Here is a 20,009-nt window from a genome sequence, read left to right on the forward strand (position 1 = left end):
GAACGACATCGGCCCGTACCGCCGAGCAAACGACACAACGACGAAGGGGCCCGACCGAATCCGATTCGGTCGGGCCCCTTCGATGGATCAGCCGGGAATCATGCCTGTCCGGCGAGCTTCTTCTTCATCTTCTGCGCGTATTCGTCCACGTATTCCTGACCGCTGGCCTCGCCGATGACATGCATCATGCGGTCGGTCAGCTCACGCAGCTTGGCGTGCAGTTCGTCACGCGTCATCCGGCTGGTGTCGGTCTTCTGCACGGGAATCGGCTCGCCGAAGATCACGGTGGTGCTGCCCTTGCCCGGCATGACCTGTCCGGGCTTCTGCAGCTCCCTGGTGCCGATGATGGCGGTGGGGATGATGGGGCATCCGGTCTCCAGGGCGAGACGCGCCACACCGGTGTGGCCGCGGTAGAGCCGGCCGTCCGGGCTGCGGGTGCCTTCCGGATGAATGCCGAAAAGATGCCCGTCCTCGAGGATGCCGCGTGCCGTCTCCATGGCGCCCAGGGACTTCGAGCCGCCGGAGCGATCGACGGGGAATACGCCTACCGAGGTGAACCACCACTTCTTGAACTTGCCCTTGATGCCCTTGCCCTCGAAGTATTCGGCCTTGCCCATGAAGTGGATCATGCGCGGGCAGACCAGGGGAAGCAGCCCGTCATCAATCACCGCCAGATGGTTCGCCGCGATGATGGCACCGCCCTTCCGGGGGATGTTGTGAAGCCCCCGGACGGTGGGATTGAACCTCCGACGGGCCAGCGGGCCAAGCAGCTTGACGAAGAACCAGTAAAGCACGATACCTCCAGGCCGGAAAACGGCAGTCTCATGGTTACAGTTATAGATATGACTGGCAACAAGAATAGCAATGCCGATGCATCGTCTTCAAATACAGGGCCAAACGACGGCTCCGACATGGATCGGCAGTGGGAGGACTTCCTCGCCTCCCACGAAGGGGATCTGAACGACGTGGCCCGATCGCGCAGCGCGCGGAAATTCGACAAGGCGGCGCGGAAGGCGGAGAAGAAGGCCCAATTCGACGTCAACGACCTGAAGGACGATGCCTTCGCCACGCCGTCGTATGGACGTGGCCCGCGTGATTTCCAGGGACGCAGCTGGCTTGACACCGACGATGTGATGGATGGGGACTCCACGTTCACTCCTCCGAATCCCGATCTCGGCCCGGTGAACCGTGCCGCGGCATTGTTCGTCGGCATGACGACGGTCGGCGTGCTGTGCCTGGTCGCTTCGATACTGGTTCCCTCGGTCTCCGCGCTGCTGGGATCCGTCGGCGGTGTGTTGACGTTGCTTGGCGCGGGTGGCATGTTCCTGCGGCATCGGGGCCATAGCGAGACCAGACGCGACGAGTTCGACGACGGAGCCAGGGTCTAGCGTCGAATACCCCCGTTCCCGGCTGATGTGCGGCCGCACATGCACGGCATATGCGTCGGGCCGGGCCCGCGCCCCGATTTTCATACGGAACGCACGGCCCGGCCCTGACCACCGTTCATGTCACGCACCAGCGTGACACAGTGACTCGAGATGACCTTACGCCTCACGCATCGCCAGATCGGCGGCGCCGATCATGCCGGCGTCGCCACCTGCGGTCGCGGGCAGGATCTTCGCGTGCTCGCGGTAAGCGGCGGCCTGCAGGAAGCGGGTGTAGTTGTAACGCGCCGGCTCCAGAAGGATGTCGCCGACGGAGATGACGCCGCCGCCGATGACGAAGAGGTCCGGATCGATGACCGCGGCGATGGCGGCCATGGTGCGTCCCAGCCACTCGCCGATCTTGCCGAAGGCGTAGAGCGCCAGCTCGTCGCCCTCCTGGGCGGCCTGGGAGACCATCTTGCCTTCCAGCGTGTCCACGTCGCCGCCGCACAGTTCGAGAAGGCGCTTGCCCTTCTGCGGCATGCGGCGGATGCCGGAACGGGCGAAGTGCTCCAACGCGTTGCCGGAGGTGTAACGCTCGGCGCAGCCGCGCAGGCCGCAGCCGCAGAAGTCGCCGTCGGAGACCATGGGCAGGTGGCCCAGCTCGGCGGCCATGCCGAAGGAACCGCGGTACAGTTCGCCGTTGATGATGATGGCGCCGCCGAGGCCGGTGCCCACGGTGAGCATGACCATGTTGCGGCTGCCGCGGCCGGCGCCAAGGATGTATTCGCCCCAGCCGGCGCAGTTGGCGTCGTTCTCCACGACGACCTTGCACTTGTGGTCGGTCAGCTCCTCGATGCGGTCGGCAAGCGGGTAGTCGATCCACTTGGCGATGTTGGCGGAGAAGCTCATGGTGCGGCGATCGGCCTTGACGTTGCCCGCGGCGGAGATGCCCATGGTGGGGATGTCGGAATGCAGCTTCAGCGCCTCGTTGTAGATCTCGAGGATGCAGTCGTTGATTTCGTCGGGTTCGCTTGGCGTGGGGACGCGCCACTGGCTGAGCACCTTGTCGTTTTCGTCGCAGACTGCTCCCGCGATCTTCGTGCCGCCGATATCGATACCCAGTGTGTACATGGTTCCTCCCTATCGCCTTTCCTGCGGATGACGCTCGTCGATGACGCATCGCCCATCAGAAATTAGAACGTTCAACACTGCCCATGATACCAGCGGCGGGAGCGACACGCCGAAAAACTTACCAATCGGTTGGTATTTTATCGGCGTATACATCACACACCTTCATATACGACGGGGTTCCCGCCATTGGGATAATGGTGGGAACCCCGTAACCGGAAACCGACTCTCCGGAAACCCTATTCCATAGTCGTGCGGTCAGGCCTTCTTGGAGACCGCCGTGGAAATCCACTTGTCGAGCAGTTCCGCCGCCTTGCCGGAATCGACCGTCTTCTCGGCGAGTGCATATGCCTCGCGGAAGCGCTCGGCAAGCGTGCCGTCACCGACCAGATGACCGTCCGCCACGATTGCGGAGGCGGCGTTGAGCAGCGCCGTGCTGCGGGAGGGGATGTCCTTGCCGTCGACGAAGTCGCGGAACGCCGTCGCGTTGACCTCGGGTTCGCCGCCCTTCAGATCCCTGACGTCGATCTTGGCGAGGCCGAGTTCCACGGTCGGGTCGAACTCGGTTTCGACGACCTTGCCGTCGCGAATCTCCCATACGGAGACCGGGCCGGTGGGGGCAAGTTCGTCCATGCCCTCGTGCGAGGTGTAGACCATGCCGCTTTGGCCGTTGGCGGCGTACACGGCGGCCATGATCGGGCTGACCTCGCGCCTGGCGCAGCCGATGGCCACGTGGGCGGGCCTGGCCGGGTTGGTCAGGGGTCCCAGCACGTTGAACACGCAGGGGATGCCGAGTGCGGCGCGAATCGGGCCGACGAATCGCATGGCCGGGTGGAAGGTGCGGGCGAACGCGAAGGTGATGCCCACTTCGTCGCCCACCTCACCGACGGCTTCCGGCGTCAGGTCCAACGGCAGTCCGAGCGTCTCGAGCACGTCGGCGGCGCCGCACTTCGAGGAGGCCGCGCGGTTGCCGTGCTTGACGATCTTGACTCCGGCCGCGGCCGCGGCGACGGAGCCCATGGTGGACAGGTTGACCGTGGCGAAGCCGTCGCCACCGGTGCCGACGATGTCGGTGGTCTCTCCGGAGACGTTGAGCGGCACGGCATGCGACACCATGGCCTTGGCCGCGCCGGATACCTCTTCGGGGGTCAGGCCGAGCTGCTGCTGCATGGCCAGGACCGCGCCCACGGCGGCGGCATTGGCCTGGCCCTTCATGAGGTCGTCGACATACCACTCACTTTCCGCGGCGGTCAGGTGCTCCCCCTGCACCAGCTTGTTCAGCACTGATTTCCACGTGAATGGCTCGGCCATGATATTCCTCCTTGGCGAAAGAATCGCCTGCTGTAGATTCGCTGCCATTGTAGCGAGTCGTCATTACGGCGTCCCCGCGCCGGACGAAATATCCCACTATGCGAAAAGGCGTCCTGCGGAATTCTCCGCAGGACGCCTGACGCTATGCTCCGGCCGCGGCCGGGTCACATGCCGTCACTTCTCGTTCTTGCCATGGCACAGCTTGTACTTCTTGCCGGAGCCGCAGGGGCACGGGGCGTTCCTGCCGGTGCCGGGGAAGGTGCGGCCGTCGGCCTCGGGGGCGTGAAGCTCCTCGCTCTTCGGACGCTTGGAGGCGGGGACCTTGCCTTCGGCGTGGCTGATCGGCTTCGGCCCGGTCACGCTGCCCATCTCGGTCTTCACCGGCTCGGCCTCGCCGGATTCGTCCTCGGTGCCGTCTTCGGCCGCCTGGGCCTCGTCGGCGTCCTCGTCCTCGGTGTCGGGGTCCGCGGGGGCGGAGGTCTCGAGTTCGTCGGCGGCCGGCTTATCGCCGTCCTCGGACAGCTGCTGGGTGGCCTCGGCCACCGCCTGGTCCTCGTCGGACTCGGTGCTCAGGTCCTCGGTGCGCGCCACCTGCTGGATGTCCACATGGAACAGCAGCTGGATGGATTCCTCCTTGATGCCCTCCACCATGGAGTTGTACATCTGGTAGCCCTCACGCTGGTATTCGGTGAGCGGATCGCGCTGACCCATGCCACGCAGGCCGATACCGTCCTTGAGGTAGTCCATCTCGTAGAGGTGCTCACGCCACTTGCGGTCGAGCACGGCGAGCACCACGCGGCGCTCGAGCTGACGCATGGCGGCGGAGCCGGCCACGTTCTCGAGTTCGGCGTACTTGGCCTCGGCGTCTTCGACGATGAGCTCGCGCAGCTTGGCAGAGGCCTTCTCCGCCTTGAGGCCTTCGAGCTCCTTCTTCACGTCATCGAGGTCGAGCGAGACCGGATACATCTGGCCGAGGGCCTTCCACAACCCTTCGAGGTCCCACTCGGCGGGCTTGTCGCTGCCCCGGGTGGCTCCCTTGATGTAGGAGGCGACGGTGTCGGACAGGAAGCGCTTGATGTCCTCGTCGATGTTCTCGCCCTTGAGCACGGCCTGACGCTCGGCGTACACCACGGTACGCTGCTTGTTCATCACGTCGTCGTACTTGAGCACGTTCTTGCGAATCTCGAAGTTACGCGATTCCACGGCCTTCTGCGCGTTGCGCACGCCCTTGGAGACGCTCTTGGACTCGATGGGCTCGCCGGTGGGCATGCCCTTGGCCATCACGCGGGCCACAAGCTGCGTGTTGAACAGGCGCATGAGGTTGTCCTCGAGCGACAGGTAGAAGCGGGACTCGCCCGGATCTCCCTGTCGGCCGGAACGTCCGCGCAGCTGGTTGTCGATTCGGCGGGACTCGTGACGCTCGGTGCCCAGCACGTACAGGCCGCCGAGCTTCTTCACCTCCTCATGCTCGTCCTTGACCTGCGCCTTGACCTCGGCAAGGGTCTCGGGCCACAGCCTCTCGTATTCCTCGGGCGTGTCCTCGGAGGAATAGCCCTGGGCCTTGAGCTTCTGGTCGGCGAGAAACTCGACGTTGCCGCCGAGCATGATGTCGGTGCCTCGACCGGCCATGTTGGTGGCCACGGTGACGGCGCCCTTGCGGCCGGCGACGGCCACGACGGCGGCCTCCTTGGCATGCTGCTTGGCATTGAGCACCTGATGCGGGATGCCGGCGACGTCGAGCAGCGAGGAGACGACCTCGGAGGACTCGACGGAGGCGGTGCCGAGCAGCACCGGCTGGCCCTTGGCGTGACGCTTGGCCACGTCCTTGACGATGGCGGTCAGCTTCTCCTTCTTGGTGCGGTAGATGAGATCGTCCTTGTCCTGACGGATCATCGGGCGGTTCGTCGGGATGGGCAGCACACCGAGCTTGTACGTGTTCATGAACTCGGCGGCCTCGGTCTCGGCGGTACCGGTCATACCGGCGAGCTTGTCATACATGCGGAAATAGTTCTGCAGGGTGATCGTGGCGAAGGTCTGGTTCTCGGCCTTGACCTCGACGCCCTCCTTCGCCTCGATGGCCTGGTGCAGGCCCTCGTTGTAGCGGCGGCCGGGCAGCATGCGGCCCGTGTGCTCGTCGACGATGAGCACCTCGCCACCCTGCACCACGTAGTCCTTGTCGCGCAGGAACAGTTCCTTTGCCTTGATGGCGTTGTTCAGATAACCGATCAGCGCGGTGTTGCTCGGTTCGTACAGGTTGTCGATGCCCAGGTAGTCCTCCACCTTGGTGATGCCCGGGTCGAGGATGCCGACGACCTTCTTCTTCTCGTCGACCTCGTAGTCCTCGTCGCGCTTGAGCTTCGGCACCAGCTTGGCGAACTGACGGTACCAGCGCGTCACGTCGCCTTCGGCCGGGCCGGAGATGATGAGCGGGGTTCGGGCCTCGTCGATGAGGATGGAATCGACCTCGTCGACGATGGCGAAATGGTGCTCGCGCTGCACCAGGTCGGACTTCTCCCACGCCATGTTGTCGCGCAGGTAGTCGAAGCCGAACTCGTTGTTGGTGCCGTAGGTGACGTCGGCGGCGTACTGCTTGCGCCGTTCCGCCGGCTTCTGGTCGGTGATGATGCAGCCGGTGGTCATGCCGAGGAAGCGGAACACGCGGCCCATCAGGTCGCTCTGGTAGCTGGCGAGGTAGTCGTTGACGGTGACGACGTGGACGCCCTTGCCCTCGAGCGCGTTGAGGTAGCTCGGCAGGGTGGCGACCAGGGTCTTGCCCTCGCCGGTCTTCATCTCGGCGATGTTGCCCCAATGCAGGGCGGCGCCGCCCATGAGCTGCACGTCGAAGTGACGCATGCCGAGCGTGCGCTTGGACGCCTCACGCACCGTGGCGAACGCCTCGGGCATGATCTTGTCGAGGCTCTCCCCGTTCTCGATACGCTGCTTGAACTTGGCGGTCTGCCCTTTCAAATCCTCGTCGGACAGGGCGGAGATGGTGTCCTCCAAGGCATTGGTCGCCTCCGCCACGGACTGAAGCTTGCGAAGCTGGTGCCCTTCGCCGATACGCAGGACCTTGTCCAGAACGTTTACCACGAGTTATCTCCTCAACTATGACGTTGCCTTCGGCCCGAACGATAACCCTGTTCAGGCACAAACAGTATACATAGTACGCGATTGCGATGAATTTCAATGATTATGCGATGTTTTTGTCGAAAAGACGACGGGGACGCGGGGCCTTCGGCCCCCGTCCCCGCATATGAGGATGCCCTCGGGTTTTCCGAGGGCATCCAGTTCACGCATATGGCGTGCGCGACGATTCGACATCGACCGGATCAGTCCTTCTTGACGTTCTCCGGGGTATCGATCTCGAATACGCCGTAGCTCCAGCCGTGACGGTGGTAGACGACGGACGGGCGTCCGGTCTCCTTGTTCACGAACAAGAAGAAGTCATGTCCGATGAGCTCCATCTCGTACAGGGCCTCGTCGATACTCATCGGCTCGGCGATGTGCAGCTTGCGACGGATGACGATCGGGGTGTCGCCGACCTGGACCTCCACCGATTCGCCGGGGCCGAGGTCTCCGGCGACGGCGTCGGCCGGGCTGTTGCTCGGCTCGTCGACGGCGGGCTCCTCCACGGCCGGCGGCTCGACGACGCCGAGGTCGACCGGCTGCGGGTTCGTGTAGCCGCGACGGTGGTCCTTGCGACGGTCCCTCGAACGGCGCAGACGCAGCGTGAGCTTGTCCAGCGCCAGATCCAGCGCGCTGAACTCGTCGGCGCTGGAGGCCTCCGCACGCACCACGGTACGGCCTGCGATGACCGTGATCTCGACTCGCTTCGCGGTATCCGCCTGACGGGGATTTCCCTCATGCGTCACCACAATCTGAGCACGCTGCGCGTCTGGAGCAATTGCGGTCACACGATTCATCTTGTTTTCGACGACATCACGGAACCGCTGCTTGATCTGAGTGTGACGCCCGGTAACGACGATTTCCATGTGGACCTCCTTTATCAAGCGGTTTGCCACCGCTGTGGACACCAATCGGCAACCTCGCCGAAAAGCTACTTCCGATTCTAGCCGACGTTGTCGTATTTTTGTGGAATTCAGCGATATGAAAACTCGTGTTCACCATAACTGCTATGGTTATCCATCGAGACCCCCAGATGACCGCGGTCCGGCGCATCCGCGCGGACTGAGGAACTTCCGGGCTCCACAGAGCACGATGGCGGATAACGTCCGCCCAGGGCGACCTGAGAGATAGCGCAACAGAGAACAGACCGCCCGGCCCGGCCGGGTAAGGGTGAAACGGCGGTGTAAGAGACCACCGGACGACCGGTAACGGAAGTCGCATGGCAAGCCTCATCGGGAGCAAGGCCAAGCAGAAGGCGTCAAGGGCTGCTCGCCCGTGCCTTCGGGTAGGCTGCTGGAGCCTGACGGCAACGTCAGGTCGAGATGGATGGTCATCCGTATGGTTCCTCCATACGACAGAACCCGGGGTACCGGGGGTCTCGTTTCTTCTTCCCGTTCCTCCCCGTGAATCGCGACGGCGCCGGATTCACGGGGCTCCGAACGACTTCGGCGATTCGCCTTCAGGCGCTGAGACGCCGGTCAGTCCATGCCGTCCGCATCGTCCGCACCCTCCACGAACAGCTCGTCGGCCACCTGACGAATCAGATTGGGACTGTGCCCCTTGCGTCCACCGGCGCCCCATAGGCGCTGCCGACGCTTTCGCATGTCAAGTCCGCGGGTTCTTGCGGCCACTTTGCGGCCCAGCTCATATGCGGACTCCACGAACGCGCCCCGCCCGTCGGCCTCGGACACGGCCCGGATGGCGACCTGCCTGCCCACACCCTTGCGGGAAAGCTCCCGCAAGGTTCCGGAGCGGCCCATCTGGCGTGCGATGCAGTAGCGCACCACGGAGGCCGCATAGGCCTCGTCGTCGATGAGACCGAGCTCGGTGAGCCTGCCGACGACGATGTCGACGACCTCGGCGTCATAGCCTTTCAGGCTGAGACGTTCGGCCAGGGCGGCGGACGACCGCGCGGCATAGTCCAGCAAGGTCAGCGCGGCCTCTCGGCAGGCATCCTCGTCGGCCGGATCCCGTGGACCGTCGGCTCCCGAGGTCCGGCCGCGTGCGCCGAATCCCCCGCGTCGCGGTCTTCTGTCCGCCCGCTGGCCCAAAGCCCCACGACGCGTCGCAGGATATGACGGCGACCCATGAGGGAACTCATGCGAGGCCCCGGCCGACTTGCGGGACGTGGTCTCCGCGGATTCGTCGCACACAGGTGCGCCGTCCGTCGTCCCGCCGCTCCCGGAGGGATGCGGCGGCGTGGGATGGGAGCGAAGAAACGCCTCCGCGGATATCATGCCTTGACGTCCTCCGTCGCATCCGCAGAAGCATCGGCGACTCCCGAGGCGCCGACGGCCTCGTCCGCCTCATCGGGGTCCGGCTTCTCCACACCGAATGCGACCTTGACCTTGTGCTCGATCTCGTCGGTGAGGGCAGGGTTGTCCTTGAGGAACTGGCGGACCTTCTCGCGCCCCTGCCCCAGCTGGTCGCCATCGTAGGTGAACCAGGAGCCGGATTTCCTGACGATGTCGCTCTGCAGGGCCATATCGAGCACCGAGCCCTCACGGGAGATGCCCTCGCCGTACAGCACGTCGAATTCGGCCGTCTTGAACGGCGGCGCCATCTTGTTCTTCACGACCTTGACCTTCGTGCGGTTGCCGACGGCCTCATCGCCGTTCTTCAATGTCTGGATTCGTCGGATGTCGAGACGGACCGATGCATAGAACTTCAGTGCCTTGCCGCCGGTCGTGGTCTCCGGAGATCCGAAGAACACGCCGATCTTCTCACGCAGCTGGTTGATGAAGATGGCGGTGGTGCCGGCCTGTGCGAGCGCACCGGTCATCTTACGCAGCGCCTGGCTCATCAGCCTGGCCTGCAGGCCGACATGGCTGTCGCCCATGTCCCCCTCGATCTCCGCCTTGGGCACCAGCGCCGCGACGGAATCGATGACGATGATGTCGAGCGCGCCCGAACGGATGAGCATGTCGGCGATCTCCAGCGCCTGCTCGCCATTGTCGGGCTGGGAGACGATCAGGGAATCGGTGTCGACGCCGAGCTTGCGGGCATATTCGGGATCGAGCGCATGTTCGGCGTCGATGAACGCCGCCACGCCGCCCTTCTTCTGGGCGTTGGCCACGACATGCAAAGCGAGGGTCGTCTTTCCGGATGATTCGGGACCGTAGACCTCGACGATCCTGCCTTTGGGAAGGCCGCCGATGCCCAGCGCCATGTCAAGCGCCAACGACCCGGTGGGAATGACCTCGACGGTCTGCACGGGCTTGTCGCCCAGTCGCATCGCCGACCCCTTGCCGAAGCTCTTCTCGACCTGCGCAAGCGCGGTGTTCAGCGCCGCCTGCCTTCGTGCGGCGAGCTGTTCGGGGGAATCCTGCTGCTTCTTCTGCTGTGCCATCACTTGCTCCTTGCGTCGGTGTACCCGGACTTCCACGGTAAGCCCGCATGCATGGCGAATGCCAGTCGTGCGGAAAATGTGGAAAAACGTGCCACCCTTAATCGAACATGATCAATGTTGCATTGCGCGCAACATCCCGCTATCTCCGAGAGCAACTATACTCGAACATTTGTTCGAAGAAATGCGACACGCCGAAAATCACCGCCATGACTTCGGCGGCATGGGCGGGGCATTGTGCCCGCTCCCCCATCGACGGGCATCGGGGACATCCATATGGTCGCACAGCACGTTCCATACCACGCGCGGCTCGACACCGGCGCCAAGCGCCTCGACGACGGTCATGGAATCCAACGCATCCAGACTCTGATCACGGGAGAGGCTCCGGCCGTAGGACCGGCCGAACACCTCCTCCAGCAGCTGCCAAAATTCTCGTTCCTGCACAGCAGACGAAACTAGTCGTTGGCCTCAACTTCGCGCACGCGGTCGGCGACCATGACCAGCATGTCGGAAAGCCTCACGCCGAGGGCCTGCGTGATGGATACCAGCAGTTCCGAGCTGGCCTCCTTCTGCCCGCGCTCCACTTCGGAGAGATAGCCGAGCGACACGCCGGCCTTGCCGCTGACCTCGCGAAGGGTCTTGTGGTCCTTGGTGCGCAGCGACCGCAGCACCTCGCCAATCACCTTGCGCAGCGAAATCTGGCCTTCGTCCCCGGAGACCACGCGCGTACGCTCGGCTTCGTTGGCCATGTCGGCGACGCCGTCCTCACGGTCGGCGTTCGCCCACATGCGGCTCAGAGCCGCCTGACGGTCGTCCTTGGCCTTACGGGCCGCCCTCGCACGAAGAATCTGCTGCTGCGCAAACGCCACCGCACGCTTCTGCGCCGGCGTGAGGTTGCGCGCCATGGCCCTGCCGTCGGGCATGGCCACCGCGGCCCGCTCGACCGTCTTCGTCTCGTTGTCGTATCGCGTTGCCGTAGCCGTCATATTCGCTCCTTTGTCCAACCCTAACGTTCCTCGTTTCCCTACATGCTTCAACCGGACCGGCTCCCGTTTATTCCGCTGTGCGATGCAAATGTGACACACTTCACAACAAGAACGGCTCGATGTGCTACACGCACGTGTCGCCGCAGTCGACGCCGTCCAGTCGTTCCAGCAGCGCCGCGACGACCCTGCCGACCGTGGCGCGCCGGACATCCTCGCGCGAGCCCTGAAGACGCAGCTCCCGCGATTCGAGCATGTATCCGCGATGTTCCACGTCCGTCGGCACGCACAGACCGATGTACACCAGGCCGGCGGGCTTGTCGCCGTCCGGCCCTGGGCCGGCCACCCCGGTGGTCGACAGTCCGATCACGCGCCCCCGATATTCGGGGCGCGTGCAATACAGCCTCGCCGTATCCCTCGCCATCTGCCGGGCGACCTCGGGATGCACCGCCCCTTCGGCGTCGAGCAGCCGCTCGTCGACACCCAGCACGCCGGCCTTGGCGTGGATGTCGTACGTCACCGCCGACCCGAGGAACACCCTGGAGGCGCCGGGAACCCTTACGAACGCGTCGGCAAGCAGTCCCCCGGTCAGCGATTCGGCACATGCGATAAACAGCCCCCGCCGCTCGCACAGCGACAGGACCCTGGCGGCGTGATAGTCCCTCGACGCCTCGTTGCCGCGATCGGCCATGGCATCCCCCTTTCTTCCGCGACCCATCCTGCGCCGCAAGACGGCGGATATGCAAATCACCGCGTCATACGACGCGGCGACGATCGTGAACGGACGGTCAGCGACGTCCGAACGTGTTTCTCAGATAGACATAGCCCGAATACAGACACAGCACCAGGGCCACAAGCAGCAGCACATAGGCAAGGCCGTAGTACCACGTCGCCCAGTCGACGCCGGGAGCGATGACGCCGGACAGCGACCACATCGGCACCATGAACATGGACAGCGAGACGGACTGGAACACCGTCTTGAGCTTGCCCGGCCACGCGGCGGCGATGACCTTGCCGCCGGGCCGCTCCATCACGAAGAACCGCATGACGGTGATGCCGATCTCGCGAATCAGGAACAGGATGGTGATCGGCCACGCCCATGCGAATTCGCCGAACGCGGCGAAGATGATCAGGGCCGAGCACATGAGCAGCTTGTCGGCGATCGGGTCCATCAGCTTGCCGAGCTCGGTGACCTCGTTGCGAGAGCGGGCGAGGTAGCCGTCGATCTTATCGGTGCTTGCCGCCACTATGAACAGCACCGCGGCGACCCATCGCAGCGTCAGGTCCGCGTGTCCCTCGGGACCGGCCAGCACCGTCAGCGCGATGTACACCACCACGAGGATGATACGCGCGAAGGTGACGAGATTCGCCGGCGTGTTCCATCCTTCCAGAAGCGAATGCCTCACATTTTCCGAATCATTGCTCTCGGACATCAAATACTCCTTGCCGCACGGATGCGCGGCCGCTTATCCTGAACACCGTTATGCGATTCCCAAGCGTACCGCATGGCCATACCATGCCCTTGCCGGGAAAGCGCCAAGAAGACCCGGGGCCTATTCGGCCCCCGTCCCCGCCTCCGGCGATGCCGGAGCCGACGGCGTCAGCGACGGGGTCTCCCCCTTGATGAACGCCAGCACCTGGGGCAGGTCCTGCGGCTGGACGAGCACCTCCCTGGCCTTCGAGCCCTCGGACGGCCCGACCACGCCACGCGACTCGAGCAGGTCCATGAGACGGCCCGCCTTGGCGAATCCGACGCGCAGCTTCCTTTGCAGCATGGACGTCGATCCGAACTGCGAGGAGACCACAAGCTCCGCGGCCTGCAACAGCACGTCCATGTCGCCGCCGATCTCCTCGTCCGGCTCGACGGCGCTTTTCTCGGCGTCCTTGGCCATCTGCTCGATGTCCTCGCGGTAGTGCGGCTTGCGCTGGGTCTTGACGAAATCGACCGCGTCGCGGATCTCGGATTCGGAAACCCACGACCCCTGTACACGCAGCGGCTTGGCACTGCCCATCGGCAGGAACAGCGCGTCGCCCTGGCCGATGAGGCTTTCGGCGCCCGTGGTGTCGAGGATGACGCGGGAGTCGGTGGCGGACGACGTGGCGAACGCGAGCCTGGAGGGGATGTTCGCCTTGATGAGGCCGGTGACGACGTCCACGGACGGACGCTGCGTGGCGAGCACCAGATGCACGCCCGCCGCTCGCGCAAGCTGGGTGATGCGCTGGATGGAGCTTTCCACGTCGTTCTTGGCGACCATCATGAGGTCGGCCATCTCGTCGACGACCACCAGCAGGTACGGATACGGGGCGACCTTGCGGTTCGACCCCTCGGGCGCATGCACCTTGCCGGCCCGTACGGCCTCGTTGAAGTCCTTGACATGGCGGAATCCGAAGTACTGCAGGTCGTCGTATCGGGCGTCCATCTCCTTGACCACCCATTCGAGTGCCTGCGCGGCCTTCTTCGGATCGGTGATGATGGGCGTGAGCAGATGCGGGATGCCCGCATAGGCGGACAGCTCCACGCGCTTGGGGTCGACCATGATGAGGCGCACCTGCTCGGGCGTGGCGCGCATGATGATGGAGGTCAGCATCGAGTTGATGAAGCTGGACTTGCCGGAACCGGTGGCGCCGGCCACCAGCAGGTGCGGCATCTTGGTGAGGTCGGCGGTGACGAAATGGCCCTCGACGTCCTTGCCCACGCCGGCGAGCATGGGGTTATGGTCCCCTCTCGCCTTGTCGGAGCGCAGCACGTCGCCGAGATGCACGATCTCGCGGTCGATGTTCGGAATCTCGATGCCGATGGCCGATTTGCCGGGTATCGGGGAGAGGATGCGCACGTCGGAGCTCGCCACGGCGTAGGCGATGTTGCGACGCAGGTTGGTGACCTTCTCGACCTTGACTCCGGGGCCGAGCTCCACCTCGTACTGGGTGACGGAGGGACCTCGCAGGAAGCCCACGACCTGGGCGTCGACCTTGAACTGCTCGAAGGTGTCGCGCAGCGCGGCGATGACCTTGTCGTTCGCCGGCGTCCTGGCGGCGTGGGGCTTGCCGTGCTTGAGCAGTTCCAGATCGGGAAGATGGTATTCGCCGCCGTCGGCGGACGGGACGGGCGAGGCGGCGTGCGCGGCCGAAGGCACGGATGCCGATGGCTCCGAAGACACGGGGGCCTTCTGCGATGGCGCGCCCGAAGACGGGGAGGCTCCCCCGTCGCCGGTATTGCCGGAGCGGGAAGCCGCAGGCATGGTCCCGCCGTCCGTGGGCATGAGCGCGGTGGCCCAGGGGTCGGCGGCCACCGCGGGCATGGATGTAGAGGACGTGGTCATCGGCATGGTCGGAGGCACCACGGCCGCGTTCGAGACGACGGCACGGGGCCGGTGCGGAGGCAGGTCGTCGTGCCGGTCGACCAGCGAGGTCTCGGCGGTCTGGCCATGCGTGCTTGCGGCCTTGTCGAAGGCGCGGTCGGCCGCGTACTCGTCGAGTTTGCCGTCCTCGCGCCCGTCACTTCCCCGGTATCCGAAGAACAGGCGGCGCCACCATGGGATGTTCTCGCCGGGTTCCCCATCGGAGCCGTCGTGTGCGGGGACTCCTTCGGCGAAGGCCATGGTGTCGTCGCCGACACGGACCTCGTTGGGGAAGTCGCCGTGTCCGGCGGCGGCGTCCTCGTCCTCGCGCACGCCGGTGAGGCCGGCCACGAGGTCGTTGATGCGCTGGGGTATCTCGGCCACATGGGTGCGGGTTATCAGCAGCACCGATGCAAGGGCCATCAGCACGAACAGGATGATGGCGAACACCTTGGAAAGGCCCCACGACAGGGTGGAGCCGAGAATGAAGCCCAGCAGTCCACCGGCCTTCTGTATCTGCGCCATGCTGAAGCCGTCCACGTCGCCGAGCATGGCGGCGTCGATGATCGAACAGACGGACCACAGCAGCATCGACCATCCGCACACCACGCGGGGGTTGCCGGAGTTGCGGCCTGCGTTGCGCAGCAGCCGCCAGACAATGATGAGCAGCAGCACCGGCAGCACCACGCTCATGACCCCGAACAGCGACGAGGCGAAGGCGTGCAGCACCCGGCCGATGAAGCCGTTGACCCGGAACCACTCGCTGGCGATGAACAACACGGCGAATATGGCGAAGGTGAAGCACAGGCCGTCCCTGCGGTATGCCGGGTCGAATTCGCCGACGCCGGTGAGGGTGCGCACCATCATGCCGAGCCCCCGGGGAATGGCCAGCAGGGCCCGCTGCCACCCGGGTTCGTCGTCGGGCATGGCCGAGGTCGAACTCGTGCGACCGCGGCCCGATGACGCCGTTTTTCGTGAGGTCGACCGTCCGGAGGTCGAGCGTGGGGATGATTTCTGTGCCATAGCAATGACCTACAATACCGCGTTCACACCGCGGGCCGGCAAAGCCGGCCCGATATTCACCAAAGACGTCGATATCATCGACGGCGTCAGGCGATGTCGCCGAGATGATGCTGCACGTAGTCGTCGGCCCGTGCGTCGATGGCATCGTAGTCGCCGGCGTCGGCGTGTTCGACGATGGCGAGCGCGTTGTCGAGCAACGCGGGGTTGAGGGCGTCGAGCCAGTGGATGCGCGGGTCGCGGCCGAACCAGCCCATCTGCTTGCGTGCGAGTCTGCGGGTCTTCTGCGCGATGTCGGCGAACGCCTCATCCTCGTCCATGAGACCGTCGAGCACGTCGATCATCTGCTGGTAGCCGAGGGCCCTGGCCGCAGTCACGCCGAGGTGGTCGCGCAGCCGTTCGGCCTCCTCGAGCAGGCCTTCGTCGCGCATGCGCATGGTGCGTATGCCGATGCGTCGGTCGAGCTCCTCTCGGGGAAGGTCAAGGCCGATCTGCACGCAGGGAAGCACGTACCGGTATCGTGGCAGGCTCGCCGAATACGGCCGGCCGGTGATCTCGATGACCTCCAGCGCGCGTATGGTGCGTCGGGGGTTCCGCGGGTCCATGCGCTCCGCGGCCTGCGGATCCTTGTCCCGGAGCTCTTTGAACAGCGCTCCGGCGCCTTCCTCGCGTTCACGGCGCTCGAGCCGTTCGCGCACTGTCGGGTCGGTTCCGGGGAAGCTGATGTCGTCGATGGCCGCGCGTGCGTAGAGCCCGGACCCGCCGACCAGTATCGGCCGGATGCCCCGCCGTCTCAGGTCGTGGATGCAGTCGCGCGCCATCGTCTGGAAGCGGGCGACCGTCATCGTCTCCGAGGGGTCGATGACGTCGAGCAGATGATGGGGCACGGCCGCCCGCTCCTCGGCGGAGGCCTTGGCGGTGCCGATGTCCATGCCCGAGTACATCTGATAGGCGTCGGCGTTCACGATCTCGGCACGCTGGCCCTTGGCCTGCAAGGCCTTGGCCAATGCGATGGCGAGGCCGGTCTTGCCCGATGCCGTGGGGCCGACGATGGATACCACCCTGGTATGGGGGCCGTTCGCCGCATCAGGTCCGATGACGGGCGCGTTCTCTTCGATATCGTGTTCAGTGACGGACGGCATAGGTCTGCCCCGCTTTCGTGTCCGGATCGGCGATGAGGTAGTGGGCGGCGGCTCGGGTGACGGTCGCGGTGACGAAATCACCCACCTGCGGCTGCGGCCCCCCTTCGGGCACGCCGATGTGCACGAGCACGCCGTTGCGTTCGCGTCCGGTCACTCTGTGTGTCTCCTCGTCACGCTTGCCCTGCGTGGCGGACACCATCACCTCCACGTCGCGTCCTTCGAACTCGCGCAATCCCTCGGCGGTGATGCGCTCCTGCAGGGCGTGGAGCCGGTCGTATCGTTCGCGGACCACCTCATGCGGCACCTGGTCCATCACCGCGGCGGGGGTTCCGGGACGCGGCGAATACTCGAAGGTGAATGCCGAGGAGAACCTGGCCTCCTCGACGACCTGCATCGTGCGTTCGAAGTCCTCGTCGCTCTCACCGGGGAATCCGACGATGATGTCGGTGCTGATCTGCGCGTCCGGCATGGCCTCGCGCACCTTGCGCAGGATATCCATGAACTTCGCCGAACGATAGGAGCGGCGCATGGCGCGCAGGATGCGGTCGGAGCCGGACTGCAGTGGCATATGCAGCTGATGCATCACGTTCGGCGTCTCCGCCATCGCCGCGATCACATCGTCGGTGAACGCAGCCGGATGCGGCGACGTGAACCGCACGCGCTCCAGCCCTTCGATCTCGCCGCAGGCGCGCAGCAGTCTGGAGAACGCCATGCGGTCCCCCATCGAATACCCGTACGAGTTCACGTTCTGGCCGAGCAGGGTGATCTCCTTGGCGCCGTCGTCGACGCAGCGGCGGATCTCATCGAGCACGGCCCCCGGCCGGCGGTCGCGCTCCTTGCCTCGCACGGCAGGGACGATGCAGAACGTGCATGTGTTGTTGCAGCCCACCGAGATGGACACCCACGACGAGATTCTGGAGGCTCGGGCCGTGGGAAGCTGGCTGGGGAAGTACTCGAGGTCCCGGGAGATCTCCACCTGCGCCTTGCCGGACTGTCTGGCCTCGTCAAGCAGCCGAGGCAGCGAGCCGATGTTCTTCGTGCCGAACACGGCATCCACCCATGGCACGCGGTTCGTGATGCGTTCGCGGTCCTTCTGCGCCATGCAGCCGCCGACGGCGATCTGCATGTTCGGGTGACGGTGCTTGTAGCGGGCCCATCGGCCCAGTGTGCCGTACATGCGTTCGGTGGCGTTCTCCCTCACCGCGCAGGTGTTCAGCACGATAAGGTCGTAGTCGCCGTTTTTGGTGTGCTCCTCGTCGGCGGGCACGTACCCGGCGGACTGCAGCACGCCGGAGATGCATTCGGAATCGTGCACGTTCATCTGGCATCCCAGCGTATGTATGGCGAACACGCCCTTGCCCCGTCCGCTTTCCCGCTCCCCGGTCAGGGCGTCCGCCGATATGGGGTTGCGTTCCTCAATCGTCATCATGTCCTCGTTCATATCGCTCCATCCTACTGAACGACACGAACCTCATGGAATTTTCAGGAACTCACGCGCCTCTTCTGCTATCATGCCCTTGGTTTTTCGACGAGGAGGTCCGATTCATGATCCTGGAACGCAAGCAGCGCTTCAACGTACCCGAGATTCGCACGCGTATGGAGCAGGTCTCCGCGGAACTTGGCACCGACACCTTCCGCGGTGCGCAGATCGTGGAGTATGCCGAGCTCGAACAGGTGTATTCGGGCGCGATGCGCGAGATCAGCACCAAGCTGGAGAATCTTGATGACGAGTTCCAGCTGAAGAACGAGCACAATCCCATCCATCACATCGAATGCCGGCTCAAAAGCATCGGTTCGACCATCGGCAAGCTGAAGAAGCGGGGCCTGCCCATCGAGATCGATTCGATTCGGGAGAACCTGTACGATATCGCCGGCATCCGCGTGATCTGCAACTATGTGACCGACGTCTACAATGTGGCGGATACGCTGTCCCAGCAGTCGGACATCGAGGTGATCCGCGTCAAGGACTACATCAGGAATCCCAAGCCCAACGGGTATCGCAGCCTGCATGTCATCTACCAAGTGCCGGTCTTCCTCTCCGACGGCCCGCATCCGACCCCGGTGGAGGTGCAGTTCCGCACCATCGCCATGGACTACTGGGCCAGTCTCGAGCATCGTCTGCGTTACAAGAACAGTATCGAGGACAATGCAAGGGAGCAGCATTTCGAGACGCTGAGGGAATGCGCCTCCCAGCTCGCCGACATCGAGAACCGCATGCAGCAGATCCATCAGGAGATCGGCTGAGGCCATCCCATACGGCCGCTCCCCTCTTTTCGTTCGTTGCGGGCGAAGAATACCAGCGTTTGTTCAGGTAGGCCCTCTAGGGTGAGAGCCATCTATGAACGAAAAGGAGCGATCATGGCATTCGGCAACAGCCGCCAGCCCCAGAACAGACCGTACGGCGACCAGCAGTTCAATCAGCCATATGAGAATCCGCAGTACTTCCAGAACCAGCAGCCCCAGAACTTCCGGCAGGGATACGCCGCGCAGGCTCCCGTGATGGATGCGCAGGCGGTCTATACGCAGGACAGCTACCAGCGTGCGGCCCGCGTCTCGGTCACCAAGGCGTACGCCGAGATGACCGCGGGCCTGCTGGTTACCGCCGTCGCCGCCGTGGTCACGCAGGCGAGCGGCCTGCTGTACGCGTTCCTGATGACCACCGGCATGCTCGGCTGGATCGGCCTGTCCATCGTGCAGGTGGTGATGGCCGTGGCGCTGAGCGCCAAGGTGATGTCGATGAACCCGGCCACCGCACGTGTGGTCTTCTACATCTATGCGGCATTGATGGGCTTCACGCTCAGCTCCATCTTCGCCGTGTACTCGCTGGGCAGCATCGTCATGGTGCTGGCGATGACGGCCGGATTCTTCCTGTGTCTGACCATGCTCGGCCTGACTACGAAGATCGACATGCTGCGGTTCGGCCCGATTCTCATGGTCGCGCTGATCGTGCTCATCGTCGCGGAGATTCTCATGGCCATCTTCCTCCCCGGCCAGACGATGACCATGGTCTGCTCGGCGATCGCCCTGGTGATCTTCGCCGGGCTGACCGCCCATGACGCACAGTTCACACGCGCCATGTTCCAGCAGTATTCCTATGACGGCACGATGATCAGGCGCGTCTCGATCCTGTGCGCGCTGAACCTGTACCTCGACTTCATCAACTTCTTCATCAATCTGCTGCAGCTGTTCGGCTCGCGCGACTAGACGCCGCGGGCATCCGGCTTCAAGGCCGCCCGACACACACATCG

Annotated in this window: 17 protein-coding genes and 1 other RNA gene; 4 read left to right on the top strand and 14 right to left on the bottom strand. The window is 64.5% G+C overall.

The window, feature by feature from the left end; genetic code table 11:
• Positions 1–98: 98 nt before the first annotated feature.
• Complete coding sequence (locus CS006_RS08335; protein WP_100511363.1) at positions 99–794, bottom strand: lysophospholipid acyltransferase family protein; 696 nt, start codon at positions 792–794, stop codon at positions 99–101.
• A 117-nt stretch (positions 795–911) separates the two neighbouring features.
• Between CS006_RS08335 and CS006_RS08340 the strand changes: the two genes are divergently transcribed.
• The gene (locus CS006_RS08340) at positions 912–1,388 is read left to right on the top strand and encodes a hypothetical protein (protein WP_243386969.1); all 477 of its coding nucleotides are present in this window, start codon (positions 912–914) and stop codon (positions 1,386–1,388) included.
• 156 nt (positions 1,389–1,544) lie between these two features.
• Here the strand turns inward: CS006_RS08340 and CS006_RS08345 are convergent, their stop codons facing one another.
• The 4 genes from CS006_RS08345 to hpf all read right to left on the bottom strand — a co-directional run bounded on the left by CS006_RS08345 (position 1,545) and on the right by hpf (position 7,798).
• The gene (locus tag CS006_RS08345; protein ID WP_100511365.1) at positions 1,545–2,498 is read right to left on the bottom strand and encodes an ROK family glucokinase; all 954 of its coding nucleotides are present in this window, start codon (positions 2,496–2,498) and stop codon (positions 1,545–1,547) included.
• A gap of 255 nt (positions 2,499–2,753) precedes the next feature.
• The gene (gene trpD / locus CS006_RS08350; RefSeq protein ID WP_100511366.1) at positions 2,754–3,806 is read right to left on the bottom strand and encodes an anthranilate phosphoribosyltransferase; all 1,053 of its coding nucleotides are present in this window, start codon (positions 3,804–3,806) and stop codon (positions 2,754–2,756) included.
• A 174-nt stretch (positions 3,807–3,980) separates the two neighbouring features.
• On the bottom strand, positions 3,981–6,896 hold the full coding sequence (secA, locus tag CS006_RS08355; RefSeq protein ID WP_100511367.1) for a preprotein translocase subunit SecA: 2,916 nt from the start codon (positions 6,894–6,896) through the stop codon (positions 3,981–3,983).
• Between the two features lie 239 nt (positions 6,897–7,135).
• Positions 7,136–7,798 carry a ribosome hibernation-promoting factor, HPF/YfiA family gene (gene hpf / locus CS006_RS08360; RefSeq protein ID WP_100511368.1) on the bottom strand — a complete coding sequence of 221 codons (663 nt, stop codon included), beginning with the start codon at positions 7,796–7,798 and terminating at the stop codon, positions 7,136–7,138.
• Between the two features lie 155 nt (positions 7,799–7,953).
• On the opposite strand from hpf, the gene rnpB reads away from it, so the two are divergent.
• An RNA gene (rnpB, locus tag CS006_RS08365) (RNase P RNA component class A) lies at positions 7,954–8,317 on the top strand.
• Positions 8,318–8,410: 93 nt separating this feature from the next.
• Here the strand turns inward: rnpB and CS006_RS11135 are convergent.
• The 9 genes from CS006_RS11135 to miaB all read right to left on the bottom strand — a co-directional run bounded on the left by CS006_RS11135 (position 8,411) and on the right by miaB (position 18,202).
• A complete protein-coding gene (locus tag CS006_RS11135) occupies positions 8,411–9,169 on the bottom strand; it encodes a regulatory protein RecX (protein WP_100511369.1) in 759 nt (252 codons plus the stop codon).
• Positions 9,166–10,281: a recombinase RecA gene (gene recA / locus CS006_RS08375; RefSeq protein ID WP_100511370.1), complete on the bottom strand. Its 1,116-nt coding sequence runs from the start codon at positions 10,279–10,281 to the stop codon at positions 9,166–9,168. The genes CS006_RS11135 and recA overlap by 4 nt, the downstream gene beginning before the upstream one ends.
• A 198-nt stretch (positions 10,282–10,479) precedes the next feature.
• Positions 10,480–10,722: a DUF3046 domain-containing protein gene (locus CS006_RS08380; protein WP_100511371.1), complete on the bottom strand. Its 243-nt coding sequence runs from the start codon at positions 10,720–10,722 to the stop codon at positions 10,480–10,482.
• An 11-nt stretch (positions 10,723–10,733) separates the two neighbouring features.
• Positions 10,734–11,264 (bottom strand): helix-turn-helix domain-containing protein, encoded by a 531-nt coding sequence (locus tag CS006_RS08385; RefSeq protein ID WP_100511372.1) that lies wholly within the window; start codon positions 11,262–11,264, stop codon positions 10,734–10,736.
• Between the two features lie 124 nt (positions 11,265–11,388).
• Positions 11,389–11,952: a CinA family protein gene (locus tag CS006_RS08390; protein ID WP_100511373.1), complete on the bottom strand. Its 564-nt coding sequence runs from the start codon at positions 11,950–11,952 to the stop codon at positions 11,389–11,391.
• Between the two features lie 97 nt (positions 11,953–12,049).
• On the bottom strand, positions 12,050–12,694 hold the full coding sequence (pgsA, locus tag CS006_RS08395; protein ID WP_100511374.1) for a CDP-diacylglycerol--glycerol-3-phosphate 3-phosphatidyltransferase: 645 nt from the start codon (positions 12,692–12,694) through the stop codon (positions 12,050–12,052).
• A gap of 120 nt (positions 12,695–12,814) precedes the next feature.
• Positions 12,815–15,622: an FtsK/SpoIIIE family DNA translocase gene (locus CS006_RS08400; RefSeq protein WP_100511375.1), complete on the bottom strand. Its 2,808-nt coding sequence runs from the start codon at positions 15,620–15,622 to the stop codon at positions 12,815–12,817.
• An 86-nt stretch (positions 15,623–15,708) separates the two neighbouring features.
• On the bottom strand, positions 15,709–16,761 hold the full coding sequence (gene miaA / locus CS006_RS08405; protein WP_100511376.1) for a tRNA (adenosine(37)-N6)-dimethylallyltransferase MiaA: 1,053 nt from the start codon (positions 16,759–16,761) through the stop codon (positions 15,709–15,711).
• Entirely contained in the window at positions 16,745–18,202 is a 1,458-nt protein-coding gene (gene miaB, locus CS006_RS08410; protein WP_100511377.1) for a tRNA (N6-isopentenyl adenosine(37)-C2)-methylthiotransferase MiaB, read from the bottom strand. The genes miaA and miaB overlap by 17 nt, the downstream gene beginning before the upstream one ends.
• A gap of 104 nt (positions 18,203–18,306) precedes the next feature.
• On the opposite strand from miaB, the gene CS006_RS08415 reads away from it, so the two are divergent.
• Both CS006_RS08415 and CS006_RS08420 read left to right on the top strand, forming a co-directional pair.
• On the top strand, positions 18,307–19,005 hold the full coding sequence (locus CS006_RS08415) for a GTP pyrophosphokinase (RefSeq protein WP_100511378.1): 699 nt from the start codon (positions 18,307–18,309) through the stop codon (positions 19,003–19,005).
• 114 nt (positions 19,006–19,119) lie between these two features.
• Positions 19,120–19,965 (top strand): Bax inhibitor-1/YccA family protein, encoded by an 846-nt coding sequence (locus CS006_RS08420; protein ID WP_100511379.1) that lies wholly within the window; start codon positions 19,120–19,122, stop codon positions 19,963–19,965.
• Positions 19,966–20,009: the final 44 nt, after the last annotated feature.

Source organism: Bifidobacterium primatium (assembly GCF_002802875.1).
Classification (GTDB): domain Bacteria; phylum Actinomycetota; class Actinomycetes; order Actinomycetales; family Bifidobacteriaceae; genus Galliscardovia; species Galliscardovia primatium.